Source organism: Gilliamella sp. N-G2 (assembly GCF_002142215.1).
Lineage (GTDB): Bacteria > Pseudomonadota > Gammaproteobacteria > Enterobacterales > Orbaceae > Gilliamella.
Genome location: NZ_NAST01000013.1, coordinates 36,422 through 57,771, shown reverse-complemented (window position 1 = coordinate 57,771; position 21,350 = coordinate 36,422). Strand labels below are relative to the sequence as shown.

Here is a 21,350-nt window from a genome sequence, read left to right as displayed (position 1 = left end):
AAATAAACTGACCAAAGAGGCTATCTTAAAAATCATAATATAATGTAATCAAAGAATTTTGAGGAAAGGGGTTTTTTAACGCTCAATTCGGCTTTTTATGATTATTTAAAACACTACAATTTTTTAAAATAAATCTTTAATGTTTATTATTAAATTCAGAAAATTTTTAATTACAATCAGTTAGTAATCATTATTATAAGGATTATATTCATACTACAAAAGTAAGCCAAACTAACCTTCTGACGATGATATCAATAAAAATATAAAGTAAAGTAGATTAATACGCCAACCAGAGTTGGCGTATTGATTATGATTAAGCTTCGTTCCAACTGTCTCTTAATCCTACTGTTCGATTAAATACTAAATTATCTTCAGTGGCATATTTACTATCAAGACAAAAATAACCTTCACGTTCAAATTGATAAGCTTGTTCTGCTTCAACTTTTTGCAAACTAGGTTCAACAAACCCATGTTTAATAATTAATGAATTTGGATTGATAGTTGATAAAAAGTCCTCTGCACTACCTGGATTTGGAGTATTAAATAGCCGATCATACAGACGAATTTCAGCTGGCTTAGCAAATTTAGCTGACACCCAGTGAATAACTCCTTTAACTTTACGTCCATCTTCAGGATTTTTATTTAATGTGGCAGGATCATAACTACAATAAATAGTTTGAATATTACCGTCCGCATCTTTTTCAACACGCTCTGCTCGTATCACATAAGCATTACGCAAGCGAACTTCTTTACCTAACACTAAACGCTTATAATTTTTATTTGCTTCTTCCCTAAAATCAGCTCTATCTATATAAATTTCACGCGTGAATGTCACTTCTCGATGACCTAATTCTGGGCGATTAGGGTGATTTGGCATACTAAGTACTTCATCTAGTGTTTCCGAAAAGTTTTCAATGACAACTTTAACAGGATCGAGTACCGCCATTGCTCGTGGCGCATTTTCATTGAGATCTTCACGAATACAGAACTCAAGTGTACTCATTTCAACCGTATTTTCTTGTTTAGTTACACCAATTCGACGACAAAATTCACGAATTGATGCCGGTGTATAACCACGGCGACGCAGACCAGATACGGTAGGCATCCGAGGATCATTCCAACCGTCAACAATTTGTTCAGAAACTAATTGGGTTAATTTTCGTTTAGAAGTAATCGCATATTCAAGATTTAATCTTGAAAACTCATACTGATGCGGTCTTGCTTCAATAGTAATATTATCTAAAACCCAATCATACAAACGACGATTATCTTGGAACTCGAGCGTACAAAGTGAATGGGTTATATTTTCAATAGCATCCGAGATACAATGTGTAAAATCATACATTGGATAAATGCACCATTTATTGCCAGTTTGGTGGTGCTCAGCAAATTTTATACGATATAACACGGGATCACGCATAACAATAAATGGTGATGCCATATCGATTTTTGCTCTTAAACAAGCTTTACCTTCTGCAAATTTACCTTCTTTCATTTGGATGAATAATGCTAGGTTTTCTTCAATACTTCGATCTCGATAAGGGCTATTTTTACCTGCTTGTGTTAATGTTCCACGATATTCGCGGATTTCATCAGCTGACAGTTCATCGACATAAGCAAGACCTTTATTGATAAGCTCTAATGCATATTCATATAAACGGTCAAAATAGTCAGATGAGTAACAAATTTCACCATCCCATTGGAACCCTAACCAACGAACATCTTCTTTAATAGATTCAACGTATTCAATATCTTCTTTGGCAGGATTGGTATCATCAAAGCGTAAATTACATTTACCCTGATAATCTTGCGCAATCCCGAAATTTAAACAGATAGATTTTGCATGACCAATATGTAGATAGCCATTAGGTTCAGGCGGAAAACGAGTATGGGTTGTTTTATATTTTCCAGCCGCAAGATCTGCATCAATAATTTGACGAATAAAGTTTGTTGGACGAGTTTCGTTCTCTGTCGGTAATACACCGCTCATAAAAAACCTCTAATTATATATGTTAACTCATGACCAATTTAGAAATGAGATTTTTCACTTTTATCATTTTGACCAAAGAATATAGCAAATTTTTTGTTTTTTCGAAACGTTAAAACAAGAGTTTTAAGTTATCTAAAAAATATTCCTGTTTAAATCTATATCTTTTTAATAGTTTTTGATTAAATTTTATTAAATCTAGCTTGATTATTCATCGCCTGATTTTATCGAAACCACAAATCTGGCGCCCCCTAATGGACTCGTCACCACAAATGCTTTACCATCGTGAAATTCCGCCATTAATTTTACATAAGCAAGCCCTAACCCATATCCGCCGGTTGAACGTGTGCGGCTAGTATCAAGCCGAGCAAAAGGCATAAAAATATTATCACGCGCATCAAAAGGAATACCTGCGCCATCATCATCAATCTCTAAAATCACTTGATGATCCTGTTTTGTGATATTCAACACCGCTTTATGTGTAGCATATTTAAACGCATTGAGTAGTAAATTTTTGACAATGGTTTCAACCAAATTAGTATCAATTTTGGCTTCTACATCTTGACTATTACAAACTAGCTCAAACCCTTCAGGTTTAAATAGTGCTAATGATTGACAAACTTTTTCACCCCAATCTTTCAACGATACATTAGTAAGATTTAATTCGATGTTACTCTGCTGCATTTTGAAATAATTCAAACTGGCATTAATTAGCGTTTCAAGTTCGTCAATATCATCGCTCATCCCTTTTTGCAGTAATGCTTTTTCATGCTCATCTGTAGACTCTTCAAGCATACTTAACTCAAATCGCATCCGTGCAAGTGGCGTGCGTAGTTCATGAGCCATTGCATGAGAAATCGTTTGGTTAGTACTAACTAAATGTTCAATGTGAGTCCCCATGTTATTAAGTACATTAGCTAACGGTTTGAATAACCAACCTTTCACATTTTCAGTACGTGCTTTTAAATTTCCCTGCCCCAATTGCTCTGCGGTTTGACGAATATTAACCAGATCTTTCCAAACAGCACTAAAAGCAAAATAGATTAAAATAAAAAAGATAATGGCACTAAACAAGGCCCAAATAATAAGAAATACACTCAACGACATGGTATTCGATTCTAATATATCTCGCATTAAAATCGGACCTAGTTGCAATAGATGTCCATCCTTTAAATCAATATAGACAACCTCGTCATCACCATCATAAGCAAAACCGAGTTTTTCTAACTCTTTTTTAACGGAATGAGACAAGATAGTCTGTTCTGGTAAAACTTTTATTGGATAACCAAAAGAAGGCTGTAATTCATTCACTACTTCTTGCAATGGACGTTGCTTATTTTCATCAATGTGTTTACGAATTAAGTTGACGGTTCCACGTTGTGATTCACGAAAAACAATATGATCATCAGGCATATCAGTCAATGACGAAGGCAATGAATCGAATACCAATAATGCACCATAAGCAATAATACATTGTAATGAAAGCAAAATAACGAGATAAAAAACGATACGGCGATTGAAAAATAGCGGTTTAGCTAATAATTGTTTCAATGGTTTTCCCCTTCACGCATAAATAGATAGCCTTTTCCACGCACGGTTTTAATCCGCGATGAGTTGTCAGGATCATCTAGTAATTTACGTCGTAATCGAGAAATACGCGCATCAATAGAACGATCGCTGCCATCAAAATCAATACCTCTTACTTGGGAAAATATGTCGTCTCGAGATAAAATCTTACCGGCGTTATTTGCTAATAACCAAAGTAAATCAAATTCTGCCGTAGTCAAATCGATATCTTGTCCATCTAATAACACTCTTCGATTTTCACCATCAATAACTAAATTATCAAAGACCAGAGTATTATTGTTAAACGAAGTTATTAGTTCCTTATAGCTTTCTTTATCGGTTTCGATCTGTTTTCGTCGCAACAATGCACGAATACGAGCAAGTAATAACCGCGGTTCTATAGGTTTAGCTAGATAATCATCTGCACCTAACTCTAAACCAACAATTTCATCAATATTGTCTTCACTCGCGGTCATAATCAGAATATAGTTTGTAAACCACGAACGTATATCTCGACATATATCAAATCCAGATTTTTCTGGCAGCATGACATCTAAAATAACTAAATCAGGGTTGATCTGTTGTATTTTTTCTTCGGCACCGGCACCACTATTATGCCAATCAACGATATACCCTTGACGGATTAAATAAACTTGGATTAAATTGGCTAATCTTTCATCATCTTCGATGATTAATATACGTTCACTCATTTTCGGTTCTCTTTACCGTATAATGTGTACTTCAAGATACCTTATTATACAGGTAAATGAAGCCTCGTTACAAAAGATATACAAAGAGCCTACAAAGTTTACTAGCACTATATGAGAAAATTGGTGCCAATATCTATAACTAAGCAATTTTTACGTTAACTATGAATACTTTTTCATCAATTACTAATCACCTTTTTCAGCCATCTTATACTCACCACCAAAACCCTATTATTTTATGTGATTTTGATGGCACAATTAGTGTTAAAGATGTTACTGATACTTTACTTAGCCAATTCGGTCAAGATGGTTGTGATGAACTTGAGGAATTATGGGTTAGTGGCAAAATCGGCTCTCAAGAATGTATGAGCAAACAGATTGCATTAATGGATGCTAGTCTGGAGGAACTCAATCAAGCATTAGCAAAAATTGAAATTGATGATAATTTTAAAGCATTTATTGATCACACCGAAAAAAATCATATTCCAGTTCATGTAGTTAGTGATGGCTTAGATTATGCTATTCAGTTTGTGTTAAAACACCATGGTATTGAGCATCTACCTATTTATGCCAATAAGTTAATGCATAATAATCAACGAAGTTGGCGCCTTGAGTTCCCATTTGCCAATAAGGATTGTATTAAACAAAGTGGTAACTGCAAATGCAATCATGTTAAACAACAGCAACATTTTCCTCAGATACTATATGTTGGTGATGGTACTTCCGATTTTTGCGTTTCTCATCATGTCGATCTGGTTTTCGCCAAAGATAAGTTGATTAATTACTGTGAAAAAAACAATATTAAGCACAGTGCTATTGAGAGCTTTGCTGATGTAACCGAAGCATTAAAACAGATGCAACAAACACTAATTCCAGTCATGGCGGTAAAATAAAGGAATAATAATGAGTACAATTGAAGATTTATCTTATTTTTTACCTGGTAATAAAAATGGCGTGCTATTAATTCACGGTTTAACTGGTACACCAAATGAAATGCGTATTTTAGCCAATGGTTTACATAAAGCTGGATTTACTGTGTATGCAATACAGCTAGCAGGTCACTGTGGTACTGAAGCAGATCTATGTAAAACAACTTGGCAAGATTGGTATAAAAGTGTTCAAGATGGTGCTGATTATTTAGCTCAACATGTTGATAATCTGTTTGTCGCCGGTTTATCTATGGGCGCATTATTAGCGTTAAAATTAGCTGCCGATCGTCCCAATCAAGTGAAAGGTGTTGGTGTTTTAGCACCTACATTTTCTTATGATGGCTGGAGCATGCCATTTTGGGCTAAAAAATTCTTCTTTTTATTAGTCTATTTCAAAAAACTTGGTATTTTTCAAAAAGTATCTTTTATTGAAAAACCACCTTATGGCCTTAAGGATGAACGGATACGAGCCGTTGTATCTGAAAGTATGTTAAGTGGTGATGCAGCATCTGCTGGATTGGCAGGTAACCCTTTCCCAGCTTTAGCTGAAATGCAGTTATTGGCTAAACATATGCGTCAGGAGTTACCTAAAGTTACCTCACCGTGTTTAATTATGCATTCAGGTAATGATGACATTGCCAATATTGAAACAAATGCAAAATTAGTTGAAAAACACGTCTCTGGTCCAAAACAGTTAATTGTATTAAATGATAGTTACCATTTAATTACTATTGATAGCCAACGCCGAGAAGTGATTAAAGAATGTGCTTCATTTTTTAATAATCTTGCAGAAGGAAATTAAACATAATGTCATCCTTAGTTATTTTTCTTTGGGTTAGTAATATCTGTTTTGATACTTTAGGACAAGTTGCCTTTAAATATGCGGCAATATCACCGACCAATCGAGATGGGTGGTACTATTGGTTAGATTTGGCTAAAAATCATTGGATTTGGGTAGGAATAGCCTCTTACATTGCCGAATTTTTATTGTGGCTAGCCTTTTTAACCTTAGTGCCACTTTCACAAGGTGTATTACTCGCCTCATTCAATATTATTACTATCATGTTAGTCGGTCGAATTCTTTTCAAAGAATTACTAACCCTTTATCGCATTATTGGCATGTTATTAATAACTGCTGGTGTTATTTTTGTGGGGATTTCTTAATATGGCTAAGTTCTATTTGATTGGTTTTACCGTATTACTAATGTTTGACACTATTGCCCAGTGCAGTTTCAAATTGGCTGCAGAGCATGCTCAACCGCTTGCGATGAGTGTTGAATGGATTGTTAGGGTGTTTTCTGGCCATTGGATTTATGTATCAATTGCGGGTTATATTTTTACTTTCTTCACTTGGATGACTTTATTAAAAAAAGCGCCTGTAGGACCTGCTTTTGCAGCGTCTCATTTCGAAGTCGTCACGGTAATGATTGCATCAGTTTGGTTATTTAATGAACCAATAACATTATTTAAGTTAATCGGAACAATATTGATTGTTTCAGGAATTATGTTTCTAGCATTGGCAGAAAGTAAACTAACTAATAAAAACATTCATAATAGTCATTAATCAAATCTAAATCAAAAATCAAGCCTAGCTATATTTCATTGAAGAATAACAGAGTAACAATACTAGGCTTTTAAAGCATTTAATAATATTAAATTGAGTTGATGTTGTTCTTGTTGCCAACCATTTAGGTTTTCTAATGATATTTCTGGTTGTTTATCTAATGAACTAAGTAATCGTTTAAACCAGCTTTTCGGTTGCCATATTGATAATTCACCAGTGATATCACTACCAATAATTCGTGGTTTAATTGAGGAAATAGTATCTAGTAAGTGATAGGTTTGCAGTTTTCCTTGATCCCAATTAGTATGAATAACCTCTTCACTTAATACGTCTTTATCTATCGATAAATATATTGGTTTAGTATTACGATATTGCTCAGATAAAAACTGGGTAATCAAATCATCAGGCGAATCAAAATGACGAAAAGCATGATTTAAACCAATTCTTTTCGCCCAAGAAACATTGACATCTAAGCTCCAATAGGTCAGTTTTTTATGAAAAAGTGGTGACCATCTATTTTCCCAAAAATGCCATAAGCCAATATCATTAGAGGTTATGCCTAACACATGGACATGACTCACGAATGGTAAACTTGCTACATAGCTTACCCATGAGCCACAGTGAACACCAAACAGATAACGCATATTGTCTGGATGGTTATCAAAAATAATCACTTCAATTGGATTATCTACTGAATATTGGTTAGCGAGCTGCTCAATTAATAATAACGAAATATGATGGTAATCACCACTTCCCATTAATACAGTACCATAGTTTTCTGGTAATGCTTGTTGTAATTGTATTTTAAATTTTTGAAAAATTTTTTCATTACAACCAAAACGAATTACATCCTGCCACTGCATAAAATCAATCGTTTTAGCTTCATTAATTTCACCTACGCTTTGATCAAAATTAAGGATAACAGGCAATGTCATGCTACTTTCTCCTTATCTGTTTCAAAATGGCCTATTAATTTACGTAAAATTGCTCTTAATAGAGGATTTCGAATATAAACTAGATGTTTGGTTAAAGTAAAACTAGCACCTAATGAAGCTTTAACTTCAGGATCAGTCCAACCTGCGACATAACTACTTAGCTTCTGTTGTAACGCATATTCAAGATTAACAAACCAACTAACAAAATAGAGATTCAACTCTCGTGCTTGTGGATAAACCATACCAATATATTTATCAATTAGAACATTATTCACCACAAAACAGATGTTATAACCAATTAATTGGCCATTATAGTGATAAGTGAAAATACGCCCATTTGCTGCTTTACTTTGCAATAATTGGACAAAAAATGGCTTGGTTAATAAATCAAAATGGACTTCACTTTGTTCATATACATTAAGATAAAGCTGATAATATAAATCAAGATTGGCATCATCAAAAAAACAGTCATCACCAGTTTGTAAAATATTAATCTCTAATTTTTCACGTGACTTAAGTTTTCTTCTTAAGTTCTTACGACGGCTATAGGATAATTTTGCCAAAAAGTCATTTATCGATTCGAAATCGATTGGAACCCACGCTAAAGCTTGTCCTTCAACCTCAATAAAACCATTATCTTTTAATGAACCAATAACCTGTTTAGAATATTGATTATCCTGCTTACTAAGTAAAGGCGAATCAGAAGGTAAATCTTTTACAATAGTAAAAGGATATTTCTTTGCATATGCCGTTTTAACATTATCAGCTAATTGCTGCGCATTCACTTTATCAGTTAACAAGCTGTATTCAGAAACTGTCGTTCCTACAAAACATGTCCTTGGTTGTAACCAATGTCGCCATTTCCGATAAAAAGGCAATTTATGAACTTTATGTTTAAAATCATTATCGGCAGTTGTGAGCAAATCAAACTTAGCAGAAAAAGCTGGCACGCCATCTTCACCCATCCAGCTTGTAAATTCTTGTGGTGGATGAGAAATAAAATTATTGATTAGTTCATTTGGTTCTAGTTGGTTAATATATCGCATAACTTTCTATAAAGGATTGGGTATAACTAGAATCCCGCTAACACGTATTAGCGGGATTATTTTGCTTTAAGACTTAAAGTTCTTTTTTAGCTCGAGTGATTAATTGATCGAGTAATTCAATACCTTGGTCAATTTCTTGACGACTAATGTGTAAAGAAGGAGCAAAAGTGATAACATTTTTGTAATAACCACCAATATCAAGCACCAAGCCCATTTTATTACCTTTCCAATCAAGATCACCTGACATACCGATATCAACCATTTTATCAACTAATGCTTTGTTAGCGGTAAATCCGTCTTCGGTACAAATCTCAGCACGTAGTGCAAGACCTAAGCCATCAACCTCACCAATTTCTTTATGTTTCTTCTCAAGTGTTTTTAATCCTTCAAGGAAGTATGCACCACTTTCCATCACCATTTTTTCGTAATCGGTTTCTGAAGTCATTTTTAATACTTCTAAACCAACCGCAGTACCTAATGGATTTGAAGCAAAAGTTGAATGTGTTGAACCAACTGGGAATACTTCAGGATTAATTAACTCTTCTCGAGCCCATAATCCTCCAAGTGGATTTAAACCATTAGTTAATGCTTTAGCGAACACAACTACATCAGGTTTAACATCAAAGTGTTCGATTGACCATAGTTTACCAGTACGATAAAAGCCCATCTGAATTTCATCAACAACTAATAAAATACCATATTGATCTAAAACTTTTTTCAGACCTTTAAAGTAGTTACGAGGAGGAACAATATAACCACCTGTTGCTTGTAAAGGTTCGGCATAGAAAGCAGCATATTCAGCTTGTCCAACTTTTGGATCCCAAACTCCGTGATATTCTGTTTCGAATAAACGAGCAAATTCAGCGACTAAATGTTCACCATATTCTTCTGAAGTCATTCCTTTAGGGCGACGGAATGGATATGGGAAAGGAACAAACATAGCACGATCACCAAAATGACCATAACGACGACGATAACGATAACTTGAAGTGATTGATGATGCGCCAAGAGTACGACCATGGTAGCCACCTTGGAAAGCAAACATTAAAGATTTACCACCAGTAGCATTACGAACTACTTTTAATGAATCTTCAATACATTGTGAACCACCAACATTAAAATGCACACGGCCTTGGTAACCAAATCGTTTTTCCATACCTTGAGCAATAGTTTTTGCTAATTCAATTTTAGTTGGATGAAGATACTGACTTGCACATTGAGGTAAAGTATCAATTTGTTTTTTAAGTACATTATTTAGACGCTCATTAGCATAACCAAAGTTACAAGCTGAGTACCACATTTGTAGATCAAGAAAGGCTTTACCTTCTTTATCATACATGTAGCTACCTTCACAGCCATCAAAAATCTTCGGTGGTTCAACGTAATGCACGGTATCACCAAATGAGCAATATTTTGCTTCGTCAGCTAATAATACTGCGTCGTCAGGGCGACTGTTAATCATTTCTTTAGTTGGTTTACTCATAATTTATCTCACTAATCCATATTCAAATATGACAAAATGTGGCATTATTATCGGAGAAAAGTGATTGTAACAATGTACAATTACTGTATAGGTTTTGTGACAACAGACTTGAGATAAAGAAATCACAATAGCTCTCGTAAACCATATCACTATGAATAGGTATTAAAATGAAAAGAATAAGCTGTATAATTTCGCTATTATCAATGTGTTCTCTAGGATATACGCAAATTGTATCAGCAGAATCTAACTCATTGGGAATCGGTCTAGGTTGGTCAACTTCACCATATAAAAGTTATAGTTCAAACTACTATCCTATACCACACATTGATTATGACAATGGCTCATTTTTTATTGATGATCTTTCTGCTGGAGTTTATGCACTTAATGATGATAATCAGAGTCTATCCTTTGGCGCTCGCTATTTAGCTAATGAATTTAAACCTCACGATTCTGATAATCATAAACTAAAACAGCTTGATAGCCGCCACTCAACCCTACTTGCTGATATTGAATATTCACTTAATACAAATTGGGGGATTTTTTCTAGTAGTATTGGCGCTGATATCCTTGATAATAGTAATAGTATTTTAGTTAATGCTGATTATACAGTGCCTTATATTGAAAATAATTTGATTGTTGCACCAACTATCGGTATAAATTGGGCAAATAATAAACATAATGACTATTATTATGGGATTTCGCACAAAGAATCTGCACGTTCAGGCTTAGGTTATTTCAATGCTGATAGCTCTTTTACACCTTACTTTGAAATTGCGGCTCAATATTCGTTAACAGATAATATTGCAACCTTTGGTGGAGTCCATATTGATAAACTAACAGGCGATGCAGCCGATAGCCCAATGGTTGATGATAGTACGGTAACATCTATTTATATGGGTGTATCTTATAAATTTTAAGGAATTTCTTATCAAATTTTATTACTAAGGCGATAATATATCATCGTCTATGAAATTTTTATTATAAATCGTTATGATAAAATAAACTTCATAAAGCAAATTTTTGGAAATATAACACTATGCTTTGGTTTAAAAACGCAATTATTTACCAACTTAATAATGACAATTTACTTGATAAACAAACTATTGAACAAGCGCTTAAATCGGCTTCATTTTCGCCGTGCGGTAATTTAGATACCACTAAGATGGGATGGGTTTCGCCTTATAATGATAATAACTTAGATGATTTCATTATAGATATGCAAGGACATTTACTGTTACGGATTAAAAAAGAAACTAAAATATTACCAGCGCCGGTAATTAAACAAGCACTAATTGATAAAATTGATAAACAAGAGAAAGCATTAAATCGAAAACTCAGTAAAAATGAGAAAGCGACATTAAAAGATGAAGTGATGATCGATTTAATGCCTAGAGCATTTAGTAAATATAACCATTATTGGTTATGGATCGATACTGAAAATAAAAGAATTATTATTGATTGTAGTAGTTTTAAACTAGCTGAAGATATTTTAGCAATTTTACGTAAAGAGCTAGGATCTTTAGCATTAATCCCATTATCAATTGATAAACCACTTGAAAAAATAATGACCACTTGGGTTAAAGAAAAGTTAAATTTCCCTCCTTTTATATTAGGGGATGAAGCTGAATTAAAGGATCCACTGGAAGGTAATGGAATTATTAACTGCAAAAACCAAGATATCACTAGCGACGAAATGTTAGTTCACTTAGATTCCGGTAAATGGGTAACCAAACTTAAAATTATTGATGAACGTGGAATCAATTTTATTATCAACCCAGACTTTACATTGAAAAAAATAAAGTTTGATTCTATTATAATGGACGAAAATGAAGATATTGGTTTTGATGAGTTTGATAAACGACTCGAAGCGGATTTTTACATTATGACTAATATATTATCAAATTTAATTAACCATTTATGTATAACTGTAAATAAAATTGTTTAGATTTTTTACAATAAATTATCATTACCTCTGGATCCGAATAATATTTGTGCTATAATCATCAACAAACTATGTATAAAATAGTTATTAATAAGTTAATAATAACTTACTCAAGAAGTAAAATTAAATAATAAATCAAATTAAACAACGTCTATAACAACAAATTAAGTTGAGGCAAAAAATGAAAAAAACAACTTTAGCTCTAGCAATAGCAGTAGCAAGTTTAACCACTGCTGCAGCTAATGCAGCATATGAAGACAACACTTTTTATACAGGTGCTAAAATAGGTTGGTCAGAACTTTATCGATTAGATGCAAATAAAGTTCGTGGTTACGATAAAGATGAGGCTGGTATCAAAACATCAAATAGAAGTAATGTTGCTGGTGGTGCATTTTTAGGCTATCAAGCGAATCCTTATTTGGCATTTGAATTAGGTTATGACTGGTTAGGTTCAGCTAAATATAAAAGAACTTACCGTGATGATCATACCAAAGCTGGTAATAGCAAAGTTTCAGCACAAGGTGTTTCTTTAACTGGTAAATTAAGCTATCCATTATCTTTCATCTCTGACGATTTAGATATCTATGGTCGTGCAGGAGGAATGGTTACTATTGCTAAATGGAAAAATAGTGGTGATGTTAAAGAAGAATATGGTAAAGGCGGGACAAAAACTGATGTATCACCTGTTTACGCTTTAGGTCTTGATTATCGTCTTAGCGAAGATTTCTCTACTCGTTTAGAATACCAATATACTCAACATATTCATACTAAAAGTAATGCATCTCCAGACGCTGGTACTGTTAGTTTAGGTATCACTTATCGTTTAGGTTCACCTACTGTTGCGGCTCCAGTTGAAATTAAAACTGAAGTAAACCGTTATGTTCTTAACGAAGACGTATTATTTGCCTATGCTAAAGCTGACTTAAAAGCAGAAGGTCGCCAAGCGCTTGATAATTTATTAACTACTCTTGTTAAAATTAATCCTACTCAAAGTGCAATCGTAGTAATCGGTCACACTGATCGCATCGGTTCAGATAGCTATAACCAAAAATTATCAGAACGTCGCGCGCACACTGTATTAACCTATTTAGTACAAAAAGGTGTTCCTGCTGAAATCATTAGTTCTCGTGGTATGGGTAAAGCTCAACCAGTTACCGGTACTAAATGTAATGCACTTCGCGGTGCTGATTTAAAAGCATGTTTAGCGCCAGATCGTCGTGTTGAAATTGAAGTTAAAGCACGTAACGTACAAGAAGTTCAAGTAATTGATCAAACAAAATAATAATTGTTGATTAATGATATCTCTTAAAACCCAGCTTTGAGCTGGGTTTTTTATTTATACCTTTATTAATTAAATAAATTATATCTTGCTTTTAAGCTATAAATTATCCACAAAAAAGAATATAATTATCACAATATCGTTAGTATCCTAGTTAAAGTTAAAGGAGAAGCCGTGCCTAAAGCGATTTGGCAAGATTGTTTTTCTCAATTACAAGAAGTCCTTCCAACAACGGAATTCAACTTATGGATTCGCCCGTTACAAGCAGAAATGGTTGATAATAAACTTTATATTTATGCGCCTAATAGATTTGTATTAGATTGGGTCAAAAATAAATATTTAACGATTATTTCACAGTTATTAAATACAATTTTAGGTGATGATTCATTAAAATTATACCTTGAAGTTGGCTCCACTATGCCAGTAGAAAAAAAATCTGAAGTTAATCAATCTAAGTCTGATATTGTTCCGTCTTGGAAAACAACTAAAGAAAACAATAATAATCATATTTACTACTCAGGAATTAATCATAAACATACATTTAATAGTTTCGTTGAAGGTAAATCAAATCAACTCGCTGTAGCTGCAGCAAAACAAATAGCTGAAAACCCAGGAAAAGCTTATAATCCGTTATTCTTATATGGATCAACTGGTTTAGGTAAAACCCATTTATTACACGCGGTTGGTAATGAAATTATAGCCTGTAGAACCAATTCGAAAGTGGTTTATATGCACTCGGAACGCTTTGTGCAAGATATGGTAAAAGCACTACAAAATAATGCTATTGATGAATTCAAAAACTATTATCGTTCAGTTGATGCACTACTTATTGATGATATTCAATTTTTTGCCAATAAAGAACGCTCCCAAGAAGAGTTCTTTCATACATTTAACTCGTTATTAGAAGGCAATCAACAAATTATCTTAACCTCAGATCGTTATCCTAAAGAGATTAATGGCGTTGAAGATCGTTTAAAATCAAGATTTGGTTGGGGTTTAACCATTGCTATCGAGCCACCTGAACTTGAAACTCGAGTTGCAATTCTAATGAAAAAAGCAGAAGAAAATAACATAAAACTACCTGAAGAGGTGGCATTTTTCATTGCTAAAAGATTACGTTCGAATGTGCGTGAATTAGAAGGTGCATTGAATCGTGTGATAGCCAATGCTAATTTTACAGGAAAATCTATCACTATTGATTTTGTAAAAGATGCTTTGAAAGATTTACTTGCCTTGCAAGAAAAATTGATTACTATTGAAAATATTCAAAAAACGGTTGCTGAATATTATAAAATTAAAGTTTCTGATTTATTATCAAAACGTCGCTCTCGTTCAGTTGCTAGACCAAGACAGGTTGCTATGGCGTTAGCAAAAGAGTTGACAAATAAGAGCCTTCCAGAAATTGGAGATGGTTTCGGAGGTAGGGATCACACAACAGTATTACATGCATGCCGAAAAATTGCAGAATTGAAAGTAGAAAGCAATGATATTAAAGAGGATTATTCCAATTTAATTAGAACATTATCAACTTAAAAAAGAATTAACACTATGAAATTTATTATAGATCGTGAAAAACTTATTAAGCCCTTACAGCTTGTTAGCGCACCATTAAGCAGCCGCCCTACTTTACCCATTTTAAGTAATTTATTATTACAAGTCATTGACAATACACTATCAATGACAGGAACCGATTTAGAGATTGAGATGATATCCCATCTTCCTTTAACCGAGTCTTGTGAACCTGGGGCAACAACAGTTCCGGCAAGAAAGTTTCTCGATATTTGTAGAAATCTGCCAAGTAATGCCCAAATTTCGATAAGCGTTGACGATAATCGATTAATCATTCAATCTGGACGTAGTAAATTTTCTTTAGCCACATTACCGGCTACAGATTTTCCTAATTTAGAAAATTGGCAAAGTGATGTTGATCTATCTATACCACAAAAGACAATCAAACGACTTATTGATGCAGTCCAATTTTCAATGGCGAATCAAGATGTAAGATATTATTTAAATGGTATGTTATTTGAGATCGAAGATGGATTATTAAAAACCGTTGCGACAGATGGTCATCGTTTAGCTGTGTGTGCTCAACCCGTAGGTCAAAATATCGCGGAATCTTGTTCAGTTATTTTACCTAGAAAAGGGGTAATAGAGCTAGCGAAACTGGTTAGTGACAATGATGAGCTGGTAAATATGCAGATTGGCAATAATAATTTACGTGTTAATCTTGGTGATTTTACCTTTACTTCAAAACTTATTGATGGAAGATTTCCTGATTATAAACGAGTGATGCCTCGTAATCCAGACAAACCACTTGAAGTATCATGCGAAGAGCTTAGAAATGCATTATCACGAGTGGCAATTCTTTCAAACGAAAAATTCCGTGGTATAAGATTATATGTACATAACAACCAAATAAAAATTACAGCAAATAATCCTGAACAAGAAGAAGCGGAAGAAGTGATTGATGTAAAATATGAATCACAAGAGCTTGAAATTGGCTTTAATGTGACTTATTTATTAGATATATTAAACACACTAAAATGTGATAGCGTACAATTATTATTAACAGATGCAACATCTAGTGTGCAAATTGAAGATATCAATAATCAATCAGCTACTTATGTTGTTATGCCAATGCGCTTATAATAACTAACTATCAAACTTCCGGCTTCGGCCGGAAATTTTACCAACATGACTCTTTCACAAATCAAAATCCACAATTTTCGAAACATTGATTATGCTGAATTATCATTATCAAATCATTTCAATTATATAGTTGGTGATAATGGTAGTGGGAAAACCAGTCTACTTGAGGCTATTTATATGCTTGGCCATGGCCGAGCATTTAGACATATTCAATCGAATAGAATCATACAACATGAAAAGCCTGAGTTAGTTTTATTTAGCCAAATAGAGTCATCGCAACAAACTCGCACAATAGGATTATCAAAAACACGAAATAATGATAATACGATAAAAATTGATGGTGATGAGGGATTTCGATTAACTGACTTAGCTAAGCTATTACCTATTCAACTTATTACTCCAGAAGGATTTGATTTACTTACTGGTGGTCCAAAATATCGTCGATCGTTTATAGACTGGGGATGTTTTCACCATTACCCAGAATTTGTATCATTATGGAACAATTTAAAACGGTTATTTAAACAAAGAAATGCATTATTAAAACAATCGTCTAACTATAATCAATTATTACCTTGGGATAAAGAACTAATCCCAATTGCCGAAAAAATCAGTCAAATTAGAGCTGATTATAGTCAAAATATATTTCCGCAAATTATAGAAACTTGTCGGCATTTTTTACCTGAATATCAACTTAATTGCCAATATTATCAAGGCTGGGAATATGGGGGGAATTATTCAGATATTTTATATAAACAATTTGAGAGAGATAAATTCATTAACTATACCTCATTAGGCCCACATAAAGCCGATATAAAATTACGTATAGATAATATTCCAGTTGAAGATCTACTATCTCGTGGACAACTAAAATTACTTATGTGTGCATTACGTTTATCACAAGGTGAATATTTTTCAGAAAAAACTGGATTATCATGTATTTATTTAATAGATGACTTTGCTTCTGAACTTGATAAAAATAAACGTAATCTATTAGCCAAACGATTAAAATCAGCCAAATCTCAAGTTTTTATTACGGCAGTTAATCAAGAGCAAATTACCCATATGATCGATGAAAATGATAAGATTTTTCACATAAAATCTGGTATAATTTCTTAAATATATAGAATGATATAAATAATTAAACAAGTCGAGAAATCCATGTCTAACTCTTATGATTCTTCAAGCATTAAAGTACTTAAAGGACTTGATGCAGTTCGAAAACGTCCAGGAATGTATATTGGTGATACTGATGATGGTACAGGCCTTCATCATATGGTTTTTGAAGTGGTAGATAATGCCATTGACGAAGCATTAGCGGGTTATTGTCACCATATTGAAGTTACCATCCATCCTGATAATTCTGTTTCTGTACGAGATGATGGTCGAGGTATACCCACAGGAATTCACCAAGAAGAAGGTATTTCTGCTGCCGAAGTTATTATGACTGTTTTACATGCTGGTGGTAAATTTGATGATAATTCTTACAAAGTATCTGGTGGTTTACATGGTGTTGGTGTTTCCGTGGTCAATGCATTATCAGATAAATTAGAGTTAGTGATCTATCGTGAAGGTAAAATTCATAAGCAAATTTATCATTTAGGTGTGCCTGAAGAGCCATTAAAAATCATTGGTGAAACAACTGAATCTGGAACTTATGTCCGTTTCTGGCCAAGCCCAAAAACATTCTCTAACATCGAATTTGTCTATGAGTATTTAGCCAAAAGATTGCGCGAATTATCATTCTTAAATTCTGGTGTCTCTATTAAACTTAATGATGAACGTACCGGTAAAAGTGAACACTACCATTATGAAGGTGGTATTCAAGCTTTTGTTGAATATTTAAACAAAAATAAAAACCCAATCCATCCAAAGATTTTTTATTTTAGTACTGAGAAAGATAATATTGGCGTCGAAGTTGCTTTACAATGGAACGACGGTTACCAAGAAAATATCTATTGTTTTACCAACAATATTCCTCAACGTGATGGTGGGACCCACTTGGCAGGCTTCCGTGGAGCAATGACTCGTACATTAAATAACTACATGGAAACCGAAGGCTATAGTAAAAAAGCAAAAATCAGTGCCACAGGCGATGATGCACGTGAAGGGCTAATTGCGGTAGTATCAGTAAAAGTACCAGATCCTAAATTTTCATCACAAACCAAAGATAAATTGGTTTCGTCTGAAGTAAAATCAGCAGTTGAATCAGTGATGGGTGAAAAATTAGCCGATTATTTACTGGAAAATCCATCGGATGCCAAAATTGTGGTTGGCAAAATTATTGATGCAGCTAGAGCTCGCGAAGCAGCACGAAAAGCGCGAGAAATGACACGGCGTAAGGGTGCTTTAGATTTAGGTGGCTTACCAGGTAAACTTGCTGATTGTCAAGAAAAAGACCCAGCATTATCAGAACTTTACTTAGTGGAAGGGGACTCTGCGGGTGGTTCTGCAAAACAGGGACGTAACCGCAGGAATCAAGCAATTTTACCTTTAAAAGGTAAAATCCTTAATGTTGAAAAAGCCCGTTTTGACAAAATGCTTTCGTCTCAAGAAGTCGCAACTTTAATTACTGCTTTAGGTTGTGGTATTGGTCGTGATGAATATAATCCAGATAAAATGCGTTATCACAGCATTATCATCATGACCGATGCGGATGTGGATGGTTCACATATTAGAACTTTATTGTTAACCTTCTTCTACCGTCAGATGCCTGAAATTATTGAACGAGGTTATGTTTATATCGCACAACCACCACTTTATAAAGTTAAAAAAGGCAAACAAGAACAATATATTAAAGATGATGATGCAATGACTCAATTCCAAATTGCTCTAGCTTTGGAAGATGCATCACTACATGTTAATGATCATGCCCCTGCTTTAGCTGGTGAAGCTTTAGAAAAATTAATTGCTGAATACCAAAAAGTTGAAAAACTAATTACTAAAATGGAACGTCGCTATCCTAGAGCATTGTTATCAGAATTAGTCTATCAAGAAGTATTAGACGAGGATATTTTAAAAGACCAACAAAAATCTGAACAGTGGGCAAAATCAATTATTGAAAAATTATCAAATAAAGAACAACATGGCAGTAGCTACCATTATAGTGCAGATTACAATGAAAAAGCAGAATTATATATACCTGTAATCAAAGTAAGAACGCATGGAGTTGATACCAGTTATGCTTTAGATCAAGTATTTATTCATAGTAATGAATACCGAAATATTTGCCATTTAGGCTCACAATTGAAAGATTTACTTGAAGAAAGTGCATTTATACAACGAGGCGAACGAAAACAACCAGTAAGCTCATTCGAAGAGGCTGTTGATTGGTTAATTCGAGAATCTCGCCGTGGATTAACAATCCAACGTTATAAAGGTTTAGGAGAAATGAACCCCGAACAATTATGGGAAACAACCATGGATCCAACCAGTCGTCGTATGTTGCAAGTTACCATTAAGGATGCAATTGAAGCAGATCAATTGTTTACCACATTGATGGGAGATGAAGTCGAACCTCGCCGACTATTTATCGAGGAAAATGCATTAAAAGCAGCTAATTTAGACTTCTAATAACAATTGTTGTCGGATCCGGTAATAAGTGAAATAAATCCGGAGTATGTGAAATAAAATCCGGTAATTACTGAAATATCAAACCAGATTCAATGTCTGGTTTTTTCTTATGTCACATTAATATCGAAATAATTTCGACGTTTTATTATATTGTTAGCATCAAAAATAATTGCTTTATAAGTTATAATGTAAAACTTAATTGATACATATAGAATTATTCCAAACAATATTCCTAAAATAAATTTATAAGATAATGATTGAATAGAGTATAAAAATAAAAAAACAAATCATAAAACAATAGATAAACTTAATCATATTAATAAGTTAAAAATAGTATATTTTATTTTTTTAATTATTTCGCCCAAAAATATTCAATTTGCAGAAAAACAGAGTATTACTATGCGGGATAATATTATTATCTCTGAACGACTAGCTCATATATTATTCGGCGGCAAAGAGGGATTTTGGTATTTTTTAAATCATTTTATCCACTCGATTGATAAATACTCTAAAAAGTTAATGCCTTTTTATCGTCAATTTAATCGGTGCTTTAAGTCTGATTTATTTTCTGAATATAAACGTTACCTTGATGAGTTCATTAATTTATATTGGCGAAATCATATTACGGATAAAAACACGTTGTTCTCAAAATCAATATTGGCTAATCATGCATGGCTCTTTATTTCAAAAGTTAAAGCTCAATTTAAACTTACCGAATCACTGATTATTAAAGCTACAGCAAAAGGATTTATTCGTTCGGAAACTATCTATAATGAACAATATTTTATGGAGCATCATAAACCTAGATATTATCGTTTATATTATAAGCCAGATATCATCAAACAATTACCTATGTTACAAGGCACAATTTCATTAAAAAAAGTTTGCCTTTTATTAGGAACCACTAAAAGACAACTCAATAGTTTAATAAAAAATAATCATTTCAACTTCACTATTGCGCCAGAGGCGGCTTATCGGTATTTAGAAGATAAATATAATAGTCTAACTCATATAGTTGAAAAATATGCCAACGCTATTGAAAATAGAGTCTCAAAAGGAAAGGCATGGTTATTTTTACAATCAGAAATTGAGGATTATTTACAGCGTATTTTAAAACATGCATTACATTCTGCCGATTTAAAAGATTCGTTAGCTTTACCTGATGCGATGAGACTTATTGGTAATTGAATAAAAGAAGCATATAACGAAGTCATTAGCGCAATGATAAATCAAGAGTTACCTACAGTTATGCTAGATATCGATAGACCGACACTAAGGGATATCCATATTCCAACAAAAGCACTCATTAGTTGGGTTAATCAAAAAACGAAGTAACATACTTATATGACTATTCCTGAAATAGCAAAAAAATTAACTATTAGTCAGCAATTTGCTTACGAGTTAGTTAATCATCAACTTATGCCATATACTATAATTAAACGAAATAATACTCGGTGGATCACAGAAGACAATATCAAAACATTCAATAAAAATTATATTATTTTATCTAAGCTTGCTAAAGAAAAAGGAATATCTTCAAAAAAACTAATGGCTAAATTAGAAAATATGTCAGATGTATATCAAAAGTTAACGCTAGGATTAAAACAAGTTGTGTACAAAAAAACACCCTACATATATATTTCAAATTTTGCTATACTATAGAACCAAAGGGATCAAGGCAATATTTATG

19 protein-coding genes are annotated in these 21,350 nt (G+C 33.4%); 13 read left to right on the top strand and 6 right to left on the bottom strand.

Translation table 11 applies throughout. The features are described 5' to 3' along the window. Positions 1 to 313 precede the first annotated feature (313 nt). The 3 genes from glnS to B6C99_RS07610 form a co-directional block, all read right to left on the bottom strand. Positions 314 to 1,990: a glutamine--tRNA ligase gene (gene glnS / locus B6C99_RS07620; RefSeq protein WP_086359296.1), complete on the bottom strand. Its 1,677-nt coding sequence runs from the start codon at positions 1,988 to 1,990 to the stop codon at positions 314 to 316. A 204-nt stretch (positions 1,991 to 2,194) separates the two neighbouring features. Next, positions 2,195 to 3,538, bottom strand: a complete 1,344-nt coding sequence (locus tag B6C99_RS07615; RefSeq protein WP_086359295.1) for an ATP-binding protein — start codon at positions 3,536 to 3,538, stop codon at positions 2,195 to 2,197. Next, positions 3,535 to 4,263, bottom strand: a complete 729-nt coding sequence (locus tag B6C99_RS07610; protein WP_086359294.1) for a response regulator transcription factor — start codon at positions 4,261 to 4,263, stop codon at positions 3,535 to 3,537. Before B6C99_RS07610 ends, B6C99_RS07615 begins: the two co-directional genes overlap by 4 nt. 161 nt (positions 4,264 to 4,424) lie before the next feature. Between B6C99_RS07610 and B6C99_RS07605 the strand changes: the two genes are divergently transcribed. Genes B6C99_RS07605 through B6C99_RS07590 form a run of 4 tightly spaced genes read left to right on the top strand, consistent with a single transcriptional unit; the run spans position 4,425 to position 6,753 of the window. Further along, the gene (locus tag B6C99_RS07605; RefSeq protein WP_086359293.1) at positions 4,425 to 5,153 is read left to right on the top strand and encodes an MtnX-like HAD-IB family phosphatase; all 729 of its coding nucleotides are present in this window, start codon (positions 4,425 to 4,427) and stop codon (positions 5,151 to 5,153) included. A 10-nt stretch (positions 5,154 to 5,163) separates the two neighbouring features. Then, on the top strand, positions 5,164 to 5,991 hold the full coding sequence (locus tag B6C99_RS07600; protein ID WP_065651307.1) for a carboxylesterase: 828 nt from the start codon (positions 5,164 to 5,166) through the stop codon (positions 5,989 to 5,991). Positions 5,992 to 5,996: 5 nt separating this feature from the next. After that, positions 5,997 to 6,353: an EamA family transporter gene (locus B6C99_RS07595; protein WP_086359292.1), complete on the top strand. Its 357-nt coding sequence runs from the start codon at positions 5,997 to 5,999 to the stop codon at positions 6,351 to 6,353. A 1-nt stretch (position 6,354) separates the two neighbouring features. Next, complete coding sequence (locus B6C99_RS07590) at positions 6,355 to 6,753, top strand: multidrug efflux SMR transporter (protein ID WP_086359291.1); 399 nt, start codon at positions 6,355 to 6,357, stop codon at positions 6,751 to 6,753. Positions 6,754 to 6,815: 62 nt separating this feature from the next. Here the strand turns inward: B6C99_RS07590 and B6C99_RS07585 are convergent, their stop codons facing one another. The 3 genes from B6C99_RS07585 to B6C99_RS07575 all read right to left on the bottom strand — a co-directional run bounded on the left by B6C99_RS07585 (position 6,816) and on the right by B6C99_RS07575 (position 10,217). Next, positions 6,816 to 7,688, bottom strand: coding sequence for an arginase family protein (locus tag B6C99_RS07585; protein WP_086359290.1), 873 nt, complete (start codon positions 7,686 to 7,688; stop codon positions 6,816 to 6,818). Further along, a complete protein-coding gene (locus B6C99_RS07580) occupies positions 7,685 to 8,734 on the bottom strand; it encodes a GNAT family N-acetyltransferase (protein WP_086359289.1) in 1,050 nt (349 codons plus the stop codon). The genes B6C99_RS07585 and B6C99_RS07580 overlap by 4 nt, the downstream gene beginning before the upstream one ends. A 73-nt stretch (positions 8,735 to 8,807) precedes the next feature. Beyond that, positions 8,808 to 10,217 carry an aspartate aminotransferase family protein gene (locus B6C99_RS07575; RefSeq protein WP_086359288.1) on the bottom strand — a complete coding sequence of 470 codons (1,410 nt, stop codon included), beginning with the start codon at positions 10,215 to 10,217 and terminating at the stop codon, positions 8,808 to 8,810. Positions 10,218 to 10,384: 167 nt separating this feature from the next. Between B6C99_RS07575 and B6C99_RS07570 the strand changes: the two genes are divergently transcribed. From B6C99_RS07570 to B6C99_RS07530, 9 genes are all read left to right on the top strand, one after another. Continuing rightward, positions 10,385 to 11,134, top strand: a complete 750-nt coding sequence (locus B6C99_RS07570) for a MipA/OmpV family protein (RefSeq protein WP_081298796.1) — start codon at positions 10,385 to 10,387, stop codon at positions 11,132 to 11,134. A gap of 119 nt (positions 11,135 to 11,253) precedes the next feature. Further along, entirely contained in the window at positions 11,254 to 12,162 is a 909-nt protein-coding gene (locus B6C99_RS07565) for a recombination-associated protein RdgC (RefSeq protein WP_086359287.1), read from the top strand. A gap of 178 nt (positions 12,163 to 12,340) precedes the next feature. Beyond that, positions 12,341 to 13,441 (top strand): porin OmpA, encoded by a 1,101-nt coding sequence (gene ompA, locus B6C99_RS07560; RefSeq protein ID WP_086359286.1) that lies wholly within the window; start codon positions 12,341 to 12,343, stop codon positions 13,439 to 13,441. A gap of 171 nt (positions 13,442 to 13,612) precedes the next feature. Then, positions 13,613 to 14,971 carry a chromosomal replication initiator protein DnaA gene (dnaA, locus tag B6C99_RS07555; RefSeq protein WP_086359285.1) on the top strand — a complete coding sequence of 453 codons (1,359 nt, stop codon included), beginning with the start codon at positions 13,613 to 13,615 and terminating at the stop codon, positions 14,969 to 14,971. A gap of 15 nt (positions 14,972 to 14,986) precedes the next feature. Further along, positions 14,987 to 16,090 carry a DNA polymerase III subunit beta gene (gene dnaN, locus B6C99_RS07550; RefSeq protein WP_086359284.1) on the top strand — a complete coding sequence of 368 codons (1,104 nt, stop codon included), beginning with the start codon at positions 14,987 to 14,989 and terminating at the stop codon, positions 16,088 to 16,090. Between the two features lie 45 nt (positions 16,091 to 16,135). After that, positions 16,136 to 17,206: a DNA replication/repair protein RecF gene (gene recF / locus B6C99_RS07545; RefSeq protein ID WP_086359283.1), complete on the top strand. Its 1,071-nt coding sequence runs from the start codon at positions 16,136 to 16,138 to the stop codon at positions 17,204 to 17,206. A gap of 42 nt (positions 17,207 to 17,248) precedes the next feature. Continuing rightward, the gene (gene gyrB, locus B6C99_RS07540; protein ID WP_086359282.1) at positions 17,249 to 19,660 is read left to right on the top strand and encodes a DNA topoisomerase (ATP-hydrolyzing) subunit B; all 2,412 of its coding nucleotides are present in this window, start codon (positions 17,249 to 17,251) and stop codon (positions 19,658 to 19,660) included. Positions 19,661 to 20,059: 399 nt separating this feature from the next. Then, on the top strand, positions 20,060 to 20,848 hold the full coding sequence (locus tag B6C99_RS07535) for a hypothetical protein (RefSeq protein WP_086359281.1): 789 nt from the start codon (positions 20,060 to 20,062) through the stop codon (positions 20,846 to 20,848). A 156-nt stretch (positions 20,849 to 21,004) separates the two neighbouring features. Then, a complete protein-coding gene (locus B6C99_RS07530; RefSeq protein WP_086359280.1) occupies positions 21,005 to 21,322 on the top strand; it encodes a hypothetical protein in 318 nt (105 codons plus the stop codon). The last annotated feature ends 28 nt before the right edge of the window (positions 21,323 to 21,350 follow it).